The sequence below is a fragment of the Blastococcus sp. TF02A-26 genome (genome assembly GCF_003319125.1).
Classification (GTDB): Bacteria; Actinomycetota; Actinomycetes; order Mycobacteriales; family Geodermatophilaceae; genus Trujillonella.
Window position 1 is genome coordinate 17,193 of record NZ_QOHG01000017.1, and the last position, 17,114, is coordinate 34,306.

The 17,114-nt window shown below is 75.6% G+C and carries 17 protein-coding genes and 1 tRNA gene; 11 read left to right on the forward strand and 7 right to left on the reverse strand.

Annotated elements, in window-relative coordinates; all coding sequences use genetic code 11:
* Positions 1–29 precede the first annotated feature (29 nt).
* The 4 genes from DQ240_RS17550 to DQ240_RS17565 all read left to right on the forward strand — a co-directional run bounded on the left by DQ240_RS17550 (position 30) and on the right by DQ240_RS17565 (position 4,634).
* Complete coding sequence (locus tag DQ240_RS17550) at positions 30–608, forward strand: PAS domain-containing protein (protein WP_199589375.1); 579 nt, start codon at positions 30–32, stop codon at positions 606–608.
* Positions 609–1,029: 421 nt separating this feature from the next.
* A complete protein-coding gene (locus DQ240_RS24535) occupies positions 1,030–1,566 on the forward strand; it encodes a methyl-accepting chemotaxis protein (protein ID WP_369832017.1) in 537 nt (178 codons plus the stop codon).
* Positions 1,567–1,735: 169 nt separating this feature from the next.
* A complete protein-coding gene (locus DQ240_RS17560) occupies positions 1,736–4,450 on the forward strand; it encodes an ATP-binding protein (protein WP_233498802.1) in 2,715 nt (904 codons plus the stop codon).
* 113 nt (positions 4,451–4,563) lie between these two features.
* Positions 4,564–4,634: transfer RNA gene (locus tag DQ240_RS17565), tRNA-Gly, on the forward strand.
* Between the two features lie 20 nt (positions 4,635–4,654).
* Here DQ240_RS17565 and DQ240_RS17570 read toward each other — a convergent pair.
* On the reverse strand, positions 4,655–5,299 hold the full coding sequence (locus DQ240_RS17570) for a methyltransferase domain-containing protein (protein WP_113840920.1): 645 nt from the start codon (positions 5,297–5,299) through the stop codon (positions 4,655–4,657).
* 49 nt (positions 5,300–5,348) lie between these two features.
* Between DQ240_RS17570 and DQ240_RS17575 the strand changes: the two genes are divergently transcribed.
* The 3 genes from DQ240_RS17575 (at position 5,349) to DQ240_RS17585 (ending at position 8,385) form a co-directional block, all read left to right on the forward strand.
* Positions 5,349–6,152: a putative protein N(5)-glutamine methyltransferase gene (locus DQ240_RS17575; protein ID WP_113840921.1), complete on the forward strand. Its 804-nt coding sequence runs from the start codon at positions 5,349–5,351 to the stop codon at positions 6,150–6,152.
* A 93-nt stretch (positions 6,153–6,245) separates the two neighbouring features.
* Positions 6,246–6,665, forward strand: a complete 420-nt coding sequence (locus DQ240_RS17580) for a universal stress protein (protein WP_113840922.1) — start codon at positions 6,246–6,248, stop codon at positions 6,663–6,665.
* Positions 6,666–6,711: 46 nt separating this feature from the next.
* Positions 6,712–8,385 carry a GAF domain-containing protein gene (locus tag DQ240_RS17585; protein WP_113840923.1) on the forward strand — a complete coding sequence of 558 codons (1,674 nt, stop codon included), beginning with the start codon at positions 6,712–6,714 and terminating at the stop codon, positions 8,383–8,385.
* Here DQ240_RS17585 and DQ240_RS17590 read toward each other — a convergent pair whose 3' ends face one another.
* From DQ240_RS17590 to DQ240_RS17605, 4 genes are all read right to left on the reverse strand, one after another.
* On the reverse strand, positions 8,386–9,033 hold the full coding sequence (locus DQ240_RS17590; RefSeq protein ID WP_113840924.1) for a response regulator transcription factor: 648 nt from the start codon (positions 9,031–9,033) through the stop codon (positions 8,386–8,388).
* 88 nt (positions 9,034–9,121) lie between these two features.
* Positions 9,122–10,147 carry a type III polyketide synthase gene (locus DQ240_RS17595; protein WP_233498803.1) on the reverse strand — a complete coding sequence of 342 codons (1,026 nt, stop codon included), beginning with the start codon at positions 10,145–10,147 and terminating at the stop codon, positions 9,122–9,124.
* A gap of 40 nt (positions 10,148–10,187) precedes the next feature.
* Complete coding sequence (locus DQ240_RS17600) at positions 10,188–10,976, reverse strand: methyltransferase domain-containing protein (protein ID WP_113840926.1); 789 nt, start codon at positions 10,974–10,976, stop codon at positions 10,188–10,190.
* A gap of 7 nt (positions 10,977–10,983) precedes the next feature.
* Complete coding sequence (locus DQ240_RS17605) at positions 10,984–11,325, reverse strand: DUF3140 domain-containing protein (RefSeq protein ID WP_113840927.1); 342 nt, start codon at positions 11,323–11,325, stop codon at positions 10,984–10,986.
* An 82-nt stretch (positions 11,326–11,407) separates the two neighbouring features.
* Between DQ240_RS17605 and DQ240_RS17610 the strand changes: the two genes are divergently transcribed.
* The 4 genes from DQ240_RS17610 to DQ240_RS17620 all read left to right on the forward strand — a co-directional run bounded on the left by DQ240_RS17610 (position 11,408) and on the right by DQ240_RS17620 (position 14,568).
* Positions 11,408–11,983 carry a DUF6328 family protein gene (locus tag DQ240_RS17610; protein ID WP_199589377.1) on the forward strand — a complete coding sequence of 192 codons (576 nt, stop codon included), beginning with the start codon at positions 11,408–11,410 and terminating at the stop codon, positions 11,981–11,983.
* Entirely contained in the window at positions 11,980–12,141 is a 162-nt protein-coding gene (locus tag DQ240_RS23370; protein WP_158548773.1) for a hypothetical protein, read from the forward strand. The genes DQ240_RS17610 and DQ240_RS23370 overlap by 4 nt, the downstream gene beginning before the upstream one ends.
* Positions 12,142–12,468: 327 nt before the next feature.
* Positions 12,469–13,548: a TauD/TfdA family dioxygenase gene (locus DQ240_RS17615; protein WP_113840928.1), complete on the forward strand. Its 1,080-nt coding sequence runs from the start codon at positions 12,469–12,471 to the stop codon at positions 13,546–13,548.
* Positions 13,549–13,635: 87 nt separating this feature from the next.
* On the forward strand, positions 13,636–14,568 hold the full coding sequence (locus DQ240_RS17620; protein ID WP_113840929.1) for a ribokinase: 933 nt from the start codon (positions 13,636–13,638) through the stop codon (positions 14,566–14,568).
* A gap of 65 nt (positions 14,569–14,633) precedes the next feature.
* Here the strand turns inward: DQ240_RS17620 and DQ240_RS17625 are convergent, their stop codons facing one another.
* Both DQ240_RS17625 and DQ240_RS17630 read right to left on the reverse strand, forming a co-directional pair.
* Positions 14,634–15,845: a hypothetical protein gene (locus DQ240_RS17625; protein ID WP_113840930.1), complete on the reverse strand. Its 1,212-nt coding sequence runs from the start codon at positions 15,843–15,845 to the stop codon at positions 14,634–14,636.
* Positions 15,846–15,901: 56 nt separating this feature from the next.
* Positions 15,902–17,107, reverse strand: a complete 1,206-nt coding sequence (locus tag DQ240_RS17630) for a Dabb family protein (RefSeq protein WP_113840931.1) — start codon at positions 17,105–17,107, stop codon at positions 15,902–15,904.
* Between the last annotated feature and the right edge of the window lie 7 nt (positions 17,108–17,114).

Below are 17,114 nucleotides of genomic sequence, written 5' to 3' on the forward strand. Positions count from 1 at the left end.
TTCCGTCCGTACCCGACCATGGAGCCCCCGTGCCGGACACCCTCGCCCCTCCCGGCGCCTCCCGGACCGCGCGCCGCGTCGTCCGTCCCACCGGGGAGGAGCGCACCTTCTCCGCCGACGAGCTGATCGTGTCCAAGACCGACCGGCGCGGGCTCATCACCTACGCCAACGACGTGTTCCTGCGGGTCGGCGCCTACACGCTGGACGAGGTCATCGGGCAGCCGCACAACCTGATCCGCCACCCGGAGATGCCCCGGGCGGTCTTCAAGCTGCTGTGGGACACCCTGGCCGAGGGCCGCGAACTGTTCGCCTACATCGACAACCTGGCCGCCGACGGCGCCTCGTACTGGGTCCTCGCGCACGTGACGCCGTCCTACGACGCCGGCTGCCGCGTCGTCGGCTACCACTCCAACCGTCGCCGCCCGTCACCGCGCGCGGTCGACCGCCTCCGGCCGCTGTACCAGCAGCTCCTCGCCGAGGAGCGCCGGCACACCAGCGCCCGCGCCGCCGTCGAGGCCTCCTCGGCCCTGCTCGCCGAGCTCGTCGCGGCACAGGCGGGGTCGTACGAGGAGTTCATCTGGTCGGTCATCGACGCCGAGGAGCGCTGACGTGGGCATGCGGGCGAACGGACGGCGCGGTGACGCCGAGGAACTGGCCGTCTACCGGGCCTTCGTGGCGCAGCTGACCGCGTCCTGCGCCGCGGCGGCTCGCGGCGACCTGGAGGCGAGGGTCACCCCGGTGCCGGGCTCGGACGCACTGCCGGACCTGGTGGCACTGGGGGCCGAGGTCAACCGCGTGCTCGACGTCGGCGACGCCTTCGTCCGGGAGTCGAGCGCGGCGCTCGCAGCGGCTGCCGAGGGCCGCTACCACCGGAAGGTGCTGCTCACCGGGCTGGCCGGCGCCTACCGGAAGGCGGCGACCGACATCAACACCGCGCGCGAGGCGATGCAGCGGACCAGCGGCCGGGTCGCCGAGGCCCAGGACGCCCGGCTGACCATGGCCGACGGGTTCGAGTCGGTCGTGCTGGCGATGTCCGAGCAGGTCGCCGCCGCGGCCACCGAGCTGAGCGCGACCGCGGCCGGCCTGGCCTCGGCCGGGACGGCGGCCACCACCGAGGTGGAGAACGCGCAGAGCACGATCGCGTCGCTGACCCGGTCCTCCGCCGAGATCGTCGAGATCATCGCGCTGATCGACGCCATCGCGGCCCAGACCCGGCTGCTGGCGCTCAACGCGACGATCGAGGCGGCTCGCGCCGGGGAGGCCGGCAAGGGCTTCGCCGTCGTCGCCTCCGAGGTCAAGGAGCTGGCCGACCAGACCGCACGGGCCACCGAGCGGGTCGCCGGCCAGGTCGAGCAGATCGGCAGGGCGTGCGAGGACGTCGCCTCGGTGATGAGCGGCATCGGCGGCACGGTCGGCGAGATGAACGGGCTGAGCGACGGCATCGCCGAGGCGGTCGACGGCACCCTGTCCGCGGGCCTGGCCGGTACCGAGGGCGCGGGCCTCTCCCGCATGGCCGAGCAGCTGCGCGCGGAGGCGATCTCCTTCCTGGGCGAGATGCGCCGCTGATCGGGCCGGCGCCGGGGCGGTCCGCCCCGGCGCCGGACGGCCGCCGGACGCCGCATGTACGGTTCTGGGGATCGCGGGGACGGCCCACTCCCGGGCCCAGCACCGGTGGACGCGTGTCCCCCTCCGCGCCATCGGCCAGCGGATCGTCGCGGAGCGTGGGAGGTCGTGCGTGCCAGCGGAGGAACCGGCTGCGCCCTCCGGGGCCGACCTCTTCTCCGGCGGCGGTGAGAACGGGCGCCTGATGGCGGCGCTCGACTGGTCCCGGACGCCCATCGGCCCGGTGTCCGCGTGGCCGGCCAGCCTCCGCTTCGCCGTCCGCACCGTGCTCGCCTCGCGCTTCCCGATGATCCTCACCTGGGGCCCCGAGTACACCCAGATCTACAACGACGCCTACGCCCAGCTGATCGGGGCCAAGCACCCGGGCGCCATCGGCGACGACCTGCGGATCACCCTCGCCGAGGGCTGGTCGGCCCTGCAGGGGCCGGTCGAGCACGCCATCGCCACCCGGGAGCCGAGCTGGATCCCCCAGCTCCTCCTCCCGCTCGAGCGCGCCGGCTACCGCGAGGAGGCGTACTTCACCGTCTCCCACGCCCCCGCCTTCGGTGACGACGGCGAGGTGGCCGGCATGCACGCCGTCTGCACCGAGGTGACCCGACAGGTGCTCGCCGAGCGTCGCCAGGAGCTGCTGCGCCGGGTGGCCAGCTCGGGCGGCCGGCTCGACGACGACGCCGCCGTCGTCCGGGCCATGTGCGCGGCGATCGACGAGGAGGCCGTCGACGTCCCGCTCGCCGCGGTCTGGCTCGGCCGGTCCGACGGCGAGGGGTTCGACGGCGAGGGGTTCGACGGCGAGGGGTTCGACGGCGAGGGATTCGACCTGGTGGCCGCCTGCGGGTGCGAGCAGGACCGGCTGCCCGCGACGGTCCCGTCGGCGGCCGCGCTCGAGGACCTCCGGGTCGGCGACCTGGGCGCCCGCGGCGGCCCGCTGGGCGACCCCGTCACCGAGCTCGTCGTGCTGCCGCTCACGGCCGGCACCGGGGGCGGGCACCTCGGGGCGCTCGTCGTCAGGGTCAACCCCAACCGGGCCCTGGACGCGGAGTACCGCTCGTTCCACGAGCTGCTGGCCGGGCAGGTCGCCGGCGCCGTGGTGAACGCCCGGGCCTACGCCGCCGAGCGCTCGCGCGCGGAGTCCCTGGCCGAGCTGGACCGGGCCAAGACGGCGTTCTTCTCCGACGTCAGCCACGAGCTCCGCACCCCGGTGACGCTGCTGCTCGGCCCGCTCGCCGACGTCCTGGCCGACAGCGCGGACCGGCTGCCCGCCGACGTCCGGGACCGGCTCGTGCTCGCCCAGCGCAACGGGCACCGGCTGCGCCGGCTCGTCGACGACCTCCTGGACTTCGCCAGCATCGAGGCCGGGCGCACCGGCGCCGTCCGGGTGGCCACCGACGTCGCCGCGCTCACCGCGGAGCTCGCCGGCGTCCTCCGGGCCGCCGCCGAGCGGGCCGGCCTGCAGCTCACGGTCGACAGCCCGCCCCTGGCGCGGACCGCGTACGTGGACCCGCGCATGTGGGAGAAGATCGTCCTCAACCTGGTCAGCAACGCGGTCAAGTACACGTTCGTCGGCAGCATCGCCGTCGCGCTGCGCGGTGCGGACGACGGGCTGGTCCTGCAGGTGTCCGACACCGGCGTCGGCATCCCCGCAGACGAGCTGCCGCACGTGTTCGAGCGCTTCCACCGCGGCTCGGACAGCCGCGCGCGCAGCCGGGAGGGCACCGGCCTGGGCCTGGCGCTGGTCGCCGAGCTCGTGGCCCTGCACGGCGGCGAGGTCACCGTCGCCAGCGAGCCCGGCGTGGGCAGCACGTTCACCGTGCGGGTGCCCTACGGCCGGCCCGACGCCGACGGCACCGGCGCGTCCGAGGCCTCCGACGCCGCGCGGGCCTCCGCCCTCACCCCGTGGGACGACGACCCCGGCTGGTCCGATGCCCCCGCGGCCGCTCCGGGCGAACCCCGGACCGCGGTGCTCGTCGTCGACGACAACGCCGACATGCGGGCCTACCTGACCCGGCTGCTCTCCCCGCACCACGACGTCCGGACGGCGGGGGACGGCGAGGAGGCGTTGCGGGAGATCGCGCGGTCGCACCCCGACCTCGTGCTGACCGACGTGATGATGCCCGTCCTCGACGGCTTCGAGCTCCTCCGGGCGCTGCGCGGGGACCCCGCCACCCGGGACCTCCCGGTCGTGATGCTGACCGCGCGCGCGGGGCAGGAGGCGGCGGTCGAGGGGCTGGATGCGGGCGCCGACGACTACCTGCCCAAGCCCTTCGAGTCCGCCGAGCTGGTCGCGCGGGTGCGCGCCGTCCTCGACCGCGCGGCCGGCACCCGGTCGGAGCCGGCCGCCGAGGCCCCCGCCCCGCCGGTCGACACGGCGCCGGCGCCCACCGTCGCGCCGCGGCCTCGGGACCCGATGAGCCTGGCCCCCGCGCCGCGCCCGGAGAGCACGCCTCCCCCGCCGGCCGACCGTTCGGAGCGCTGGCGCTTCCCCTCGACCTCGGCGTCCATCCCGGCCCTGCGCCGTCGGCTCCGGGCGCTGTTCGAGAGCGCCGGCCTCGACGAGGACCTCGCCTACGACCTGCTGCTGGCCACCTGCGAGGCGGCGACCAACGCGATCGAGCACGCCCAGGACCCCACCGAGCCGGTGATCGAGGTGGCCGTCGCCGTGGGGGACGACGACGTCGTGGTCACCGTGCGCGACTCCGGGCACTGGCGCGAGCGGGTGCCGAGCATGGACCGCGGCCGGGGATCGATGCTGATGAGCGCCTTCGCGGAGGTGACCGCCACCCCGAGCCCGGAGGGCACGACCGTCGTCATCCGGGCCCGCCGGGCCTGAGCCGGCGGAGCGGGTGTCCTGACCGGACCAGCGGCCGTGTATCCTCCACGGGACTGTTCGTTCGGCTCCCGGCCGAGGCTCCGCGGCTGAGAAACCGCAGGTCAGAGCAGTACGCGGGTGTAGTTCAATGGTAGAACATCAGCTTCCCAAGCTGACAGTGCGAGTTCGATTCTCGTCACCCGCTCTCCTCGCCCGGCCCTCCGGTCAGGCGTTGCCCTCCCGCACGGCGGTCACCGCCCACAGCGGGTCCCCGAACCCGGGCGGGGTCCGCAGCGCGACCGCCGGCTCGGCGAAGCCGCCCGCTCGCCGCACCAGCTCGGCCACCAGGTCTCCGCGGCGCTCCTCCGGCGTGTACAGCCACCCGCGCACCGCCTTGGTGGGGAAGCACCGGTTGGAGAACGTCACCGCCAGGACGCCGCCCGGGCGCAGGACACGGGCCACGTCGGCGAGGACCTCGATCGGCCGGGTGAGGTAGTCGAGCGAGACGCAGCAGACGACGGCGTCCACGTCGGCGTCGGGCAGCGGCACGCGCGGGTCGGCGTTGAGGTCGTGGACGATCCGGTCGGTCGCCGCCCCGTTCGCGGCGAGCTCGGCACCGTTCATGCCGAGGACGACGAGCTCGGCCGGCGGGACGCCGAAGTGCGAGATCCACGACGACATCAGGTCCAGCACCCGCACCGGGCGGGCGGCGTCGCCGTCGATCCCCAGCTCCGCGTACAACGCCCCCACTGCGGCGATCGCTCTCTCGTCGATGTGGGTGACCAGGCGCTCCGGCCGGTAGAAGACCGCGTCGGGGGTCTCGTCGGCCCGGGAGAAGAAGCCGGCGGGGAAGCCTGCGTAGGGGTCCACCGACCGAGTCTGGCCCGGCTCCCGGCCCCGGGCACGGCAGACTCCCCCGGTGCCCCTGCCCTCTCCCGCCGCCGTCGCCGGCACGCTGCGTGCCGCCGGCTGCGTGTTCGCCGAGGACGAGGCCGCGGTCCTGCTCGACGCCACCGACGACCCCGCGGAGCTCGCCGACCTGATCGCCCGCCGGGTGGCCGGGGAGCCGCTGGAGCAGGTCGTCGGCTGGGCGCAGTTCGGCGCGGTGCGGGTGCCGGTCGAGCCGGGGGTGTTCGTGCCCCGGCAGCGCAGTCGGCTGCTCGTCGACCTCGCCCTGGCCGCCGCGCCCTCGCCGCGGGTCGTCGTCGACCTCTGCTGCGGCACCGGCGCCCTGGGTGCCGCCGTCGCCACCGCCGCGGCGGGCCCGCTGGAGCTGCACGCCGCCGACCTCGACCCCGTCGCCGTCCGGTGCGCCGCGCGCACCCTCGCGCCGTTCGGCGGGCAGGTCCACCGCGGCGACCTCTACGCGGCCCTGCCCGCCGGCCTGCGCGGCCGGGTCGACCTGCTGCTGGTCAACGCGCCGTACGTGCCGACCGACGCCATCGCCCTGATGCCGCCGGAGGCCCGGCTGCACGAACCGCGGACCGCCCTCGACGGCGGTCCCGACGGGTTGCACCTGCACCGCCGGGTCGCCGCCGGCGCTCCCGACTGGCTCGCCCCCGGCGGTGCGCTGGTGCTCGAGACCAGCGACGAGCAGGCCGAGGGCACGGCCGCGGCGGTCCGCGCGGCGGGCCTGCGCGTGCAGGCGCACTCGGCCGACGAGCTCGGCGCGACCGCCGTGGTCGGCGTCCGGGGGCGGAGACTGCACAGCGCGACCGAGTGATGACGTTCCGAAACCGCATCGGCCCGAGGAACGCGCAGGTCAGCAGGCCCTAGGTCCCTGTACGGCGCGTCGCGGCGCCGCCACGATGGGGTCATGTCAGACGTGGAGCCACTCCGCCTGGGCCACCTGCGTCCGCGGCGGCAGCCCCCCGCGCTGCTCGTGGACGTCGACGGCAGTCCCACTGCCCACCGCTCCCTCGTCTGGGCGCTGCGCGAGGCCGCCCGGCGCGAGGCGACCGTCATCGCGGCCTGCGTGACCGACGGTGCCGCCGAGCCGTCGCCGGCCGTGGTGGCCTCCGCGCGCGCCCGCGTCGAGGCGCAGCTCCTGCGGGCCATCGCCGAGACCGGCGTGCACGGCCGCGCCCGCACCGCGGTCCTCGAGCGCCCGGTGTTCGACGCGCTCTCCGGTGCCGCCCGTGGCGGGGACCTCGTCCTCGTGACGGGCAGCGGCAAGACGCTCCTGCGCCCCGCCGTGCCGCGCACCCCCGCCCGACGTCTCGCCCGCGGCGCCTGAGCGGCGGCGTCCCCCACCGGCCGTGACGTCGTCCTCCGATCGGGCCGTGCCCCCGCTCGATCGGGAGGGCACCGCCGCGGCGACCCGGCTCGCGGCCGCCCTCCGTGCTGCCGCATCCGTCCGCGGGGCCGCCGACGGCGGGCGGCTCGACGCCACGCTCTCCGAGGTGGTCCGCACCGCGGTCGAGCACGCGGGCGCCACCTTCGGCGCCCTCGGCGTGCTCTCGGCCGACGGGCGCCGGCTGGAGCGCTTCGTCGTGGTCGGCATGGACGACGAGGACGCCGCGCGGATCGGCCGGCTGCCGGACGGCCGCGGGATCCTCGGCCTGCTGGTCGACGACCCGGTACCGCTGCGCCTCGACGACCTCTCCTCGCATCCGGCAGCGGTCGGGCTGCCGCCGGGCCACCCGCCGATGCGGTCGTTCCTCGGGGTGCCCGTGCCCGCCGGCGAGCGGGTGTTCGGGCACCTCTACCTCACCGAGAAGCGGGGCGGCGGTGGGTTCACCGGCGCGGACGAGGAGGTGGTCGAGGCCCTCGCGGCAGCCGCCGGCCTCGCGGTGGAGAACGCCCGCCTCGCCGAGGCCGCCGAACGGCGCCAGGGATGGGCGCAGGCGGCGGCGGCCGTGGTGACCTCGCTGCTGTCGGGAACCGATCCCGACCGGGTGCTGCACGAGGTGGCCGAGCGGGTGACGGAGCTGGCCGACGCCGACCTCTGCGGCGTGCTGGCCCCGCACGAGGGCGACGAGGACACCTTCACCGTCCTCGCCGCCGCAGGGGAGCGGGGCGCCGACGCCGAGGGCGTGCGGATGCCGATGGCCGGCACGCGACTGCGCGCGGCGCACGCCGCGGGCGTGCCGGTGCTGCTCGACGACATCACCGCCGTCGCCGAGAGCCGGCCCTACGCGCCGGTGGTGCGCGAGCTGATGGCGGGGGGTTTCGGCCCCGGGCTCGTCGTGCCGCTGCCGGGGCGACCGGCGCCGGCGACGATCGTGGCGGTCCGGTCGCTGGGCCGCCCGGCGTTCGACGCGGAGACCCTCGAGCTCGCCTCGGCCTTCACCGCCCAGGTCGGTGTGGCGCTCGAGCTGGCGCGCAGCCAGGCACGGGAGCGCGATCTACGGGTGAGCGCCGACCGTGACCGCATCGCCCGGGACCTGCACGACCACGTGGTGCAGCGCATCTACGCGACCGGCCTCGCCCTGGACCGGATCAGCCGCTCGCTGGAGAGCGAGGTCCCGGCGGCCGCGGCCCGCATCGCGGAGCGGGTGGACGAGCTCGACGAGACGATCGCCCGGATCCGGACGGCGATCTTCGAGCTGCACGAGGACTCCGCGGGCTCGTCCGACGTCGTCCGCGCCCGGCTGGCCGAGGTGGTGCGGTCGGTGACCGAGGGTCACGGCCTGCGGGTGGACCTCCGCGTCCGGGACGGCTCGGAGGACCTGCCGCCCGCACTGGTGCACGACGTCGTCGCGGTGGTCCGGGAGCTGCTCACCAACGTGGTGCGGCACGCGGGCGCCACCCGGGTGACCGTCGAGGTGCTGGCCGACGGCGAGGTCGCGGTGGTCGTCACCGACGACGGATGCGGCATGCCGGCCGTCGCGGCGCGCAGCGGGCTGGCCAACCTGGCCGACCGCGCCGAACGTCGCGGTGGGCGGATGGTGGTCACGGCCGGCCCACCCGGGACGGCGGTGCGGTGGGCCGTCCCGCACCCCCCGCCCGGCTGATCAACCGCGGTCGCGCAGCTCGGTGGCCAGGATCGCCGCCTGCGTCCGGCGCTCGAGGCCGAGCTTGGCCAGCAGGTGGCTGGTGTAGTTCTTCACGGTCTTCTCGGCCAGCCCCATGCGCTCGCCGATCTGCCGGTTGGTCAGCCCCTCCCCGATGAGCCCCAGCACCGTGCGTTCCTGCTCGGTGAGGGTGGCCAGGCGGCGGTCCCGCTCCGGGGCCCGGGACCGGGGGACGGCACGTTCCGGCGGGGCGACGCCGAAGTGGGTTCCCCCCGCCGCGACGGCCAGGACCGCCGACACGAGCGCGGCTCCGCGGACCTGCTTGAGGAGGTAGCCCGCGGCACCGGCGGCGACCGCGGCCGCCACCGCCTCCTCGTCGGCGTAACTGGTCAGCACCAGGCAGCGCAGCGCCGGCACCAGCTCGCGCAGCCGCCGGCACACCTCGGCGCCGTCGCCGTCGGGCAGGCGCATGTCCACGACCGTGACGTCGGGCCGCACCGCGGGCACCCGCGCGAGCGCCTCGGCCACGGAGCCGGCCTCGCCGACGACGACGATGGCCGGGTCGTCCTCGAGCACCTCGGCGACGCCCCGGCGGACCACCTCGTGGTCGTCGACGAGGAACACCCGCACCGTGCCCGGCACAGCCACCGCCTCTCTGTGAGCGGCGTCACAGCCGCCTGTCACGGAGAGTAGTACCAGCAGGTGGGGCGCACATCTCGACGACGCGCGCGGCGACCTAGGCGGGGAGCAGCAGCGCGGCGTAGAGCGTGAGGCCGGGACCGAACGCCATCGCCACGACCGGGCCGTCGGCGTCGGCCAGCTCGTCGAGGACCAGCAGGACGGTCGCCGACGAGCAGTTCCCGTGCTCGGCGAGCACCCTGCGTGACGCCGCCATCTGCTCCTCGGCCAGACCCAGCTCGTCGCGGACGACGTCGAGGATGCGCGGACCGCCGGGGTGCACCGCCCAGCCGGCGACGTCCTCGACCCGCAGGCCGGCGTCCGACAGCAGCTCGTCGACCACGCCGCCCACGTGCCGGGAGAGGACGTCGGGCACCCGCGGCGACAGCCCCATGCGGAAGCCGAGGTCGGTCACGTCCCAGGTCATGTGGTCGGCGGTGGAGCTGTCGGTCCGGGCCACGACCCCGGCCAGCCGCCGCCCGCGGCCGGCGCCGGGCTCGACCACCACGGCCGCGGCGGCGTCGGAGAACAGCGCGTGCGCCACGACCTGCTCGAGGTCCCGCTGCGCCGGCTGCACGTGCAGGCTGGTGAGCTCGCAGCACAGCATCACGGCCGGCTTCGCCCGCGCGGTCACGTAGTCGCCGATCGCGGCCAGTCCGGGGATGGCGGCGTAGCAGCCCATGTGCCCGACGAGCAGCCGCTGCAGCCCGTCGGGCATGCCCAGGTCGCTGGCCAGCCGGATGTCCAGGCCGGGGGTGGCGTACCCGGTGCAGGTGACGACGGCGAACAGGCCGACGTCCCCCGGGGACAGGCCCGCGCTGTCCAGCGCGCCGGCCACCGCCTGCTTGCCCAGCGGCAGCGCCTCCTGGACGTAGCGCGCCATCCGCGCACCGGTGCCCCAGCCGCTGAGGTCCTCGTCGATCGGGTTGGCCACGGCGTGCCGGCTGCGCACGCCGGCACCGGCGAAGATCCGCTTCGCCGCCCGCACCCCCTCGTAGTGGCGGGCGAAGAAGCCCTCCCACGCGGCGTCCTGGTCCAGGGTGGCCGGCAGCGCCTGGCCCGACCCCGTGACGACCGCGCTCACCACCGCGGTCCCCGGACGTCCGCGCTGTTCAGCCAGGCGCTCATGTCACGACGGTAGGCGGGGACGGCGATCCGTGCCGCCTCACCGGGTCGTGCCCACCCGGTCCCGCCGCGGCGACCGTGGCGCGCTTCACGCCCGAGCCGGCGAACAGGACGCTGGTGAGCGGGAGACGGCGCATCCGCACGGTCGCCCGCCGGCCCCGCCGCCAGGCCACCAGGTCCCGCACCGACGGCCGCAGTCCCCACAGCCGCAGGTCCAGGCCGAGCCGGTCGGCCGCGGCCAGCAACCGGCGCCGGTCGACGAACAGGGCCGGGTCGTGGATCCCGGGCGGAGGGCCGCCGGGGATCCGCTCGAACAGGTCGACGGCGATCCAGCCGGCCAGCCGGGTGTCGGCGATCGCGTCGACGACCAGGGTGCCGCCCGGCCGCAGCAGCCGGGCGCACTCGGCGAGCACGGCGACGTCGTCCTCGACGTGCTCGAGCACCTCGCCCGCGACCACGACGTCGGCGCACGCGTCGGCGAGCGGGACCTGCAGCACCGAGCCGCGCACCGCCAGCACGCCGTGCTCGCGCGCCGTCCGGAGCCCGGACAGGTTCAGGTCGACGCCGACGTGCCGGTAGCCCAGCCGGGCCGCGTGCGGCGCCATGAGGCCCCCGCCGCAGGCCAGGTCCACCAGCACGGCGCCGTTCGCGGCGGCCGGCGGGATGTGCTCGGCGCGGGCGGCGGCCAGCCAGTGCAGCATCGCGAACCCGCCGGCGGGCTCCCACCACTGGTCGGCGAGCTCGTCGTACTGCGCGTTGTCGTTGCGCCGGGGGTCGTTCCGCCGCATCGGGCTCCTAGCTCTTCTCCAGTGGGTCGTGACCCCAGTTCATGAGCGAGTACCGCCAGTTGGAGGTCTCGACGTCCGTGCTCGGTCCCTGCGCGAGGTGCCGCTGGACGTAGCCGTGCACCTTCCGCATGTGCGCGAGGTCGTCGTCGGTCAGGTCGTCCTTCTTCGTCCTCAGCAGTTCCACGATCCGGCGCCCGGACTCGTGCCCGGTGGACTCGCCCGATCCGCCGCTCTTCTGACCCACGGACTGCGACTCCTCGGTCTGCAGCCAGTCCTCGAGCTGCTTCGGCGTCATGTTCACCGCCTCCCCGAACTCGCGGCGGATGGTGTCGGGGTCCTCGTCGGCCATGCGTCCTCCTCGGTCGTCGCCGCTCCCGACCTACCCGAGGGGGACCGCCCGGGAACCGCCCCGGTCGGGCAGGGTGGACGGCGTGGGAGACCAGCCGCGCAGCCGTTTCGACCCCTCGGCCGCGGAGCGGAGCGCGGAGGCCCGCGGCGAGAGCCTCGACCAGCTGCTGGACCGCAACCTCGCCGAGCTCCTCCAGGAGCTGCGGGTGGCGATCACCGGCGTGCAGGTGCTGTTCGCCTTCCTGCTCGGCCTCGCCTTCACCCAGCGCTTCGCCGACCTCGACGACTTCGGCGTCGCCGTCTACACGGTCACCCTGCTGACGACGGCGCTCGCGACCGTGCTGCTCATCGCCCCGGTGTCGTTCCACCGGCTGGTGTTCCGGCGGCGGCAGAAGGCCACGCTGATCCGGGTCGCCGACCTGCTGCTCCGGGCCGGGCTGGCCATGCTGGTCATCGCGATCACCTGCGGCACCCTGCTCGTCCTGGACGTCGCGCTCGGCCGCGGGGCCGCGTTCGCCGGCGGCGGGCTGGTCCTGCTGACCGGTGCCGTCACCTGGTACGCCCTGCCGCTGTGGGCCCGCCGCCCCGGCCGGTCGGGTTACCCGGCCGGACCAGCGGATACAGGGCGGGACGTCGACCACGAGGAGGTCCCCCGATGAGCGAGTCGAGCAGCGGCCGCACGCCGCACCCCGAGCAGCCCGCCGAGAGCGGCGAGCAGGAGCCCGGTCAGGAGGGCAGCGGCCGCACCCCGCACCCGGAGCAGCCCGCGGAGGGCGCCGACGAGGCCGGGGGCGAGGGCGCGGACACGCCGTCCTGACCCCCTCCCCCCGCTCGACCGACGTCCCGCATCGATCTCGCGATGCGGGACGTCGTCTCTCTTGACGGTCCCGGCGACCGTGCCCTAGCGTCGTCGACACAGCTCGCGCAGGCACATCCCGGGGAGGCAGACCGTGACCGCAGCCGGCCCCTCCGCCCCGTCCCTGCGTCCGAGCATCCGTCCCGGCACCGCCGCCGGGGCCGTGCAGGTCCCCTTCTAGCCGGACCCCCCTCAGCCCGCTGACGTCTGCCGACGTCCGCGGGCTCCAGGCGCATCCCCTGCTCCCGCACGCCGTCCCCGCGCACCCCAGTCCCCGTGGAGGAACCCATGACCAGCACCGTCTCGCTCTCCCCCGTGGAGGGCCCCGCCGCCTGGCGCGGCGACGTCCTCTCGCGGTCCACCGAGTGGATCTACGAGCTCTCCGACGCCGAGCGCACCGAGCTCGAGGAGGTGGGCCGCCGGTTCGTCGCCGACGACCCCGACCTGCGCGCGGTGACCGCGGAGCAGTACCCGATCCCGGCCAACGCCGGGCACCTGGAGGAGGTCGCCCGCCAGCTCGACAGCGGCCGCGGCTTCATCCTCGTCCGCGGCCTGCGCACCGAGGAGTACGGCGACGTCCTGGCCAGCGCCATCTTCTTCGTCATCGGCCTGCACCTGGGCGTGCCGATGAAGCAGAACGAGGTCGGCGACCTGCTCGACCACGTGATCGCCACCTCGAACCTCACGATGGCCGACGGGGCGCTGCCCTCCCGCGTGCGCGACCGGCTGCCCTTCCACTCCGACAGCTCCGACGTCGTGGCTCTGATGTGCCTGCGCGGCGCCAAGGCCGGTGGGTCCAGCAGCCTGGTCAGCGGCGCGACCATCTACAACGAGATCCTGCGCCGCCGTCCCGACCTGGCGCCGCTGCTGTTCGAGACCTGGTACTGGGACTGGAAGGCGCAGGACAAGGACGCCCCGGCGGACTACTACACCTCGCCGATCTGCAGCTGGGTGGACGGCGTCTTCTCCAGCTACGCGGGCAGCTCGATGATCGAGTCCGCGCAGCGGTTCCCCGACGTGCCGCGGCTGACCGACGCCCAGCGCGAGCTCCTGGCCCTCTACGACGAGGTCTCGCAGGAGGCCGGGCTGCCGATCGACATGGACTTCCAGCCCGGCGACGTGCAGTGGCTGCTGAACTACGCCGCCCTGCACTCGCGGACCTCCTACGAGGACTTCCCCGAGGTCGAGCGCCGGCGCCACCTGCTGCGGCTGTGGCTGCGCCGTGACGTCGGCCGCCCGCTGGTCGAGGACTTCGGCAAGAACTCCGTCGTCCAGGGCCGCGACAGCGACCGCAGCGACAAGGAGGACGTGGAGCGCATCTCGCACATCGCGAGCGCCGCCGTGCCGGACATGAACTGGGGTCTGTAGGCATAGTTTCCTGACCCAGGCGGCGGCGGGTGCCCTCGGGCCCCGCCGCCGTCCGCTGTCCGCCCCTCCCAGCCCAGGAGTCCCCGCGTGTCCGTCACCGTCGTCGGCAGCCTCAACGAGGACGTGCTCATCACCGTCGACCGCCTGCCCGGTCGCGGCGAGACCGTCATCGGCAGCGCCTCGAGCACCGCGCCGGGCGGCAAGGGCGCCAACCAGGCGGCCGCCGCCGGGCGCCTGGGCCCGGGCGTGCACATGGTGGGCCGGGTCGGCGACGACCCCGCCGGGGCGCGGATGCAGGCCGCGCTCGCCGAGTGCCGGGTGAACGTCAGCCGGGTGCAGCGCACGCCGGGCATCCCGACCGGGACGGCGACCATCCCGGTGGAGGCGGGCACCGGCGAGAACCTCATCGTCGTCGTGCCGGGCGCCAACGCGGTGCTGACGCCCGAGGACGTCGACGTCCCGCCGGTGCAGCGCGCCGACGTCCTGCTGCTGCAGCTGGAGGTGCCCATGGAGACCGTGACCGCCGCGGCGCGCCTCTCCGGCGGCACCGTGGTGCTCAACCCCGCCCCGCCGGCGCCGCTGCCCGCGGAGCTGCTGGAGCGGGTCGACGTCCTGGTCCCCAACGAGCACGAGCTGGCCGCGCTGGCCGGCGTCCCGGACACCGAGCGCTCCCCCCGGGAGGTCGCCACGCTCGCCCGCGACCTGGTCGGCGCCGGGACCGCGGTCGCGGTGACCCTCGGGGCCCGCGGCGCGGTCGTCGTCCCGGCCGACGGCGGGGCGCCGCTGCTGCAGGCACCGCCGCGGGTCACGCCGGTGGACACCACCGGCGCCGGGGACTGCTTCTGCGGAGCGCTGTGCCAGGCGCTGGCCCGCGGTCAGGAGCTCGCCGAGGCGGTGCGGTACGCGGTCACCGCCGCCGCGCTGTCCACGACCGGCGCGGGGGCCCGGGGGGCACTGCCGGCCAACCGCGACGTGCAGGCCGCGCTGAAGACCACCCCCGCGGCCGAACCCCTCGGCTGATTCTGGGGCATGGGAAGCGATCCCCACGTCTCGGCGCCCAGGACGCGGGGATCGCTTCCCATGCCTCAGGGGGTGGCGAGGGTGACCGCGACGTCGGCGTAGAGGTCGGCGAACGCGTCGAGCTCGGCCAGCGCGAACCGGTCGCGGCGCGGATCCGCCGGGTCCGGCCACGCCGCCGGACCGCAGCGCGCGGTGTCGATCCCGGCCGCGCGGAAGACGACGCCGTCGGTCGACCCGGTCCAGTCTCGGACGGCGACCGGCGGCTCCGGCCGGCGACGACCCCAGGCGGCCTCAGCGGCCCGCACCACCGGAGCGTCGGCGGCGGTGACCCCGGCCGGGTGCAGCGGTTCCGCGGTGACCTCGACGGCGCACCCGGCCAGCGGCGTCCGCGCCAGGTCGGCACGCACCGCCGCGGCCAGCTCCGCGCCGAGGACGGCGAGGTCGTCCCCCGGCACGGTCACCGCGTACAGCCGCAGGTCCAGCACGGCGGGCAGCAGGTCGGGCTTGTCGGCCAGCCCGCCCGAGAGGGCGCCCAGACCCAGCTCGCCGGCGAGCCCGTCGGGGCGACCCCGGCGGGCGGTGCGGAAGGCCACCCGCCACCGGCCGACGGCCTCCAGCACCGTGCCGGCGTGCACGAGCACCCCGCCGACCGGATCGGCCGACGTGGGCGTCAGGGCGGCGCCCATCCGGCCGGTGACGGTCAGCCGCAGGTACCCCGCACCCGGCTCGGCGCGCAGCACCCCCGGCGGTCCGGCCTTGGCCACCAGGACGGCGTCCGGGCGTGGCTGCCCGGCCAGGTGCGCCACGGCGCCCGCGGAGGAGGAGGGCCGGACCACTCCGGGGGGTGGTCCCGGAGGCAGCGCGCTGCGGTGGGTGCCGGAGCCGGCGAGCAGCAACTGGACGGTGCGGTGCGGACCGATCAGCCGCTCGGCCGCCCGCGCCAGCCCGGCCAGCGCGGTGGCGGCCGGGCCACGGGCCACCCCGAGGCCGGGCCCGCTCACCTCGCCGTCGTCCACCCGCAGCGGGCCCGGGGCATCGGCCCGCCCGGTGACCGGGGCGTCGACGGCGGGCAGCCCCGACAGCGACGTGTCCAGGTGGGAGACCAGCAGCAGCGCCGGCGGCCCGTCGCCCGGCAGCGTGACGACGACGTTCGCGCCGGCCTCTCCGACGGGGGTGACGGACCAGTCCAGTACCGGCAGTGCGCCGCGACCCCAGGCCGCGAACGCCTCCGCCGCGGGCCGCTCGCCGCCGTGCGGGGCGGGGGTCGCGGCGAGCACGCCGAGGGCGGCGAGGACCAGGTCCCCGCCGCCCCCGGTCGCGTGCCCGGTGCTGCTCAGAAACGGCCCCAGTCGTCGCTGGCCGGCCGCCAGACGTCGATGTTGCGCGGGTCGGCGGTCATCTTCCGGGCGCGGTGCGTCTCGTGCTCCTCGGGCGTGAACACCCGGTGCGCGTCGCACAGCTCGTAGCGCGGGCCGTACTTCGGGTCGTGCATGTAGAACGCGATCGACGTCGACGCCGAGTGGTTCACCATGTCCGACACGATCGGCCGGTCCTTGTAGAGCGCCCGGGCCCGCATCCGCATGACGTGGTCGAGGCTCTTCATCGCGAAGCACAGGTGGCCCACGAAGGAGCCCTCGCCGCGGCTGCGCGAGATGGCCAGGCTGTGGTGGTAGCGGTCCTCGCAGCGGAAGAACGTCGTCGACCCGACGACGTGGTCGCTGGCCATGAACCCGAGCACGCCCTGGTAGAAGCCGACCATCTCGTCGAACTTCTCGGTGATGAGGAACGGGTGCACGAGGTCGACCGGCCGCAGCTCGACGTGCGGCGCCTCGGCGTACTCCTGGAACTCGACGAAGAGCTCCACGAGCATGCCGTCGGGGTCCCGGACGGCGAAGCCGTCGTCGCACAGGCCGCGCTGGCGCTCCTCGAGCTCCAGCACCTCCAGCCCGGCGTCGACGACCCGCTTCTGGATCTGGCCGAGCACCTCGGCGTTCTCGACGCTGTAGCCGACCGCGACGGTGTGCCCGATCTCGCGGTGCGGCGCGGCGATGAGCTCGATGCAGTGGTGCTCGATGTCGGTGCGCAGGTAGGCGCGCTCCGCCGTCCGCTCCTCGACCTGCAGGCCCACGTGGTACTCGAGGAACTCGATGGTCTCGTCGAGGTCGGGCACCTCGATGCGGGCGTACTCCATGCCGTAGGGGCCGTGCGGGCGGGCGGGCTGCGTCATGGCGTCTCCTGCGCTGGGCGTGTACTCGTAGCTGACGATGGCGCGCTCGGCGACGACCGGGCGGAACACCTCGGTGACGAAGCGCTCGTGCCGCGCGCTGGACAGGTAGGCGACGAGCTCGGCCTCGGTGTCGAACTCGACGGAGAAGGCGTGCGTGAAGCGGTCGTCGCGGGCGCTGCGGTTCACCCCGGAGGACCACCGCCGCATGGCGGGGTACTCGGCGGGGAAGCCGTCGAGCTCGGCGAGCAGCGCGTCGATGGTCGGCTGGTCGACCTCGGGCTGGAACCGGAAGGCGACGGTGTGGTGGATCATGCGGTCC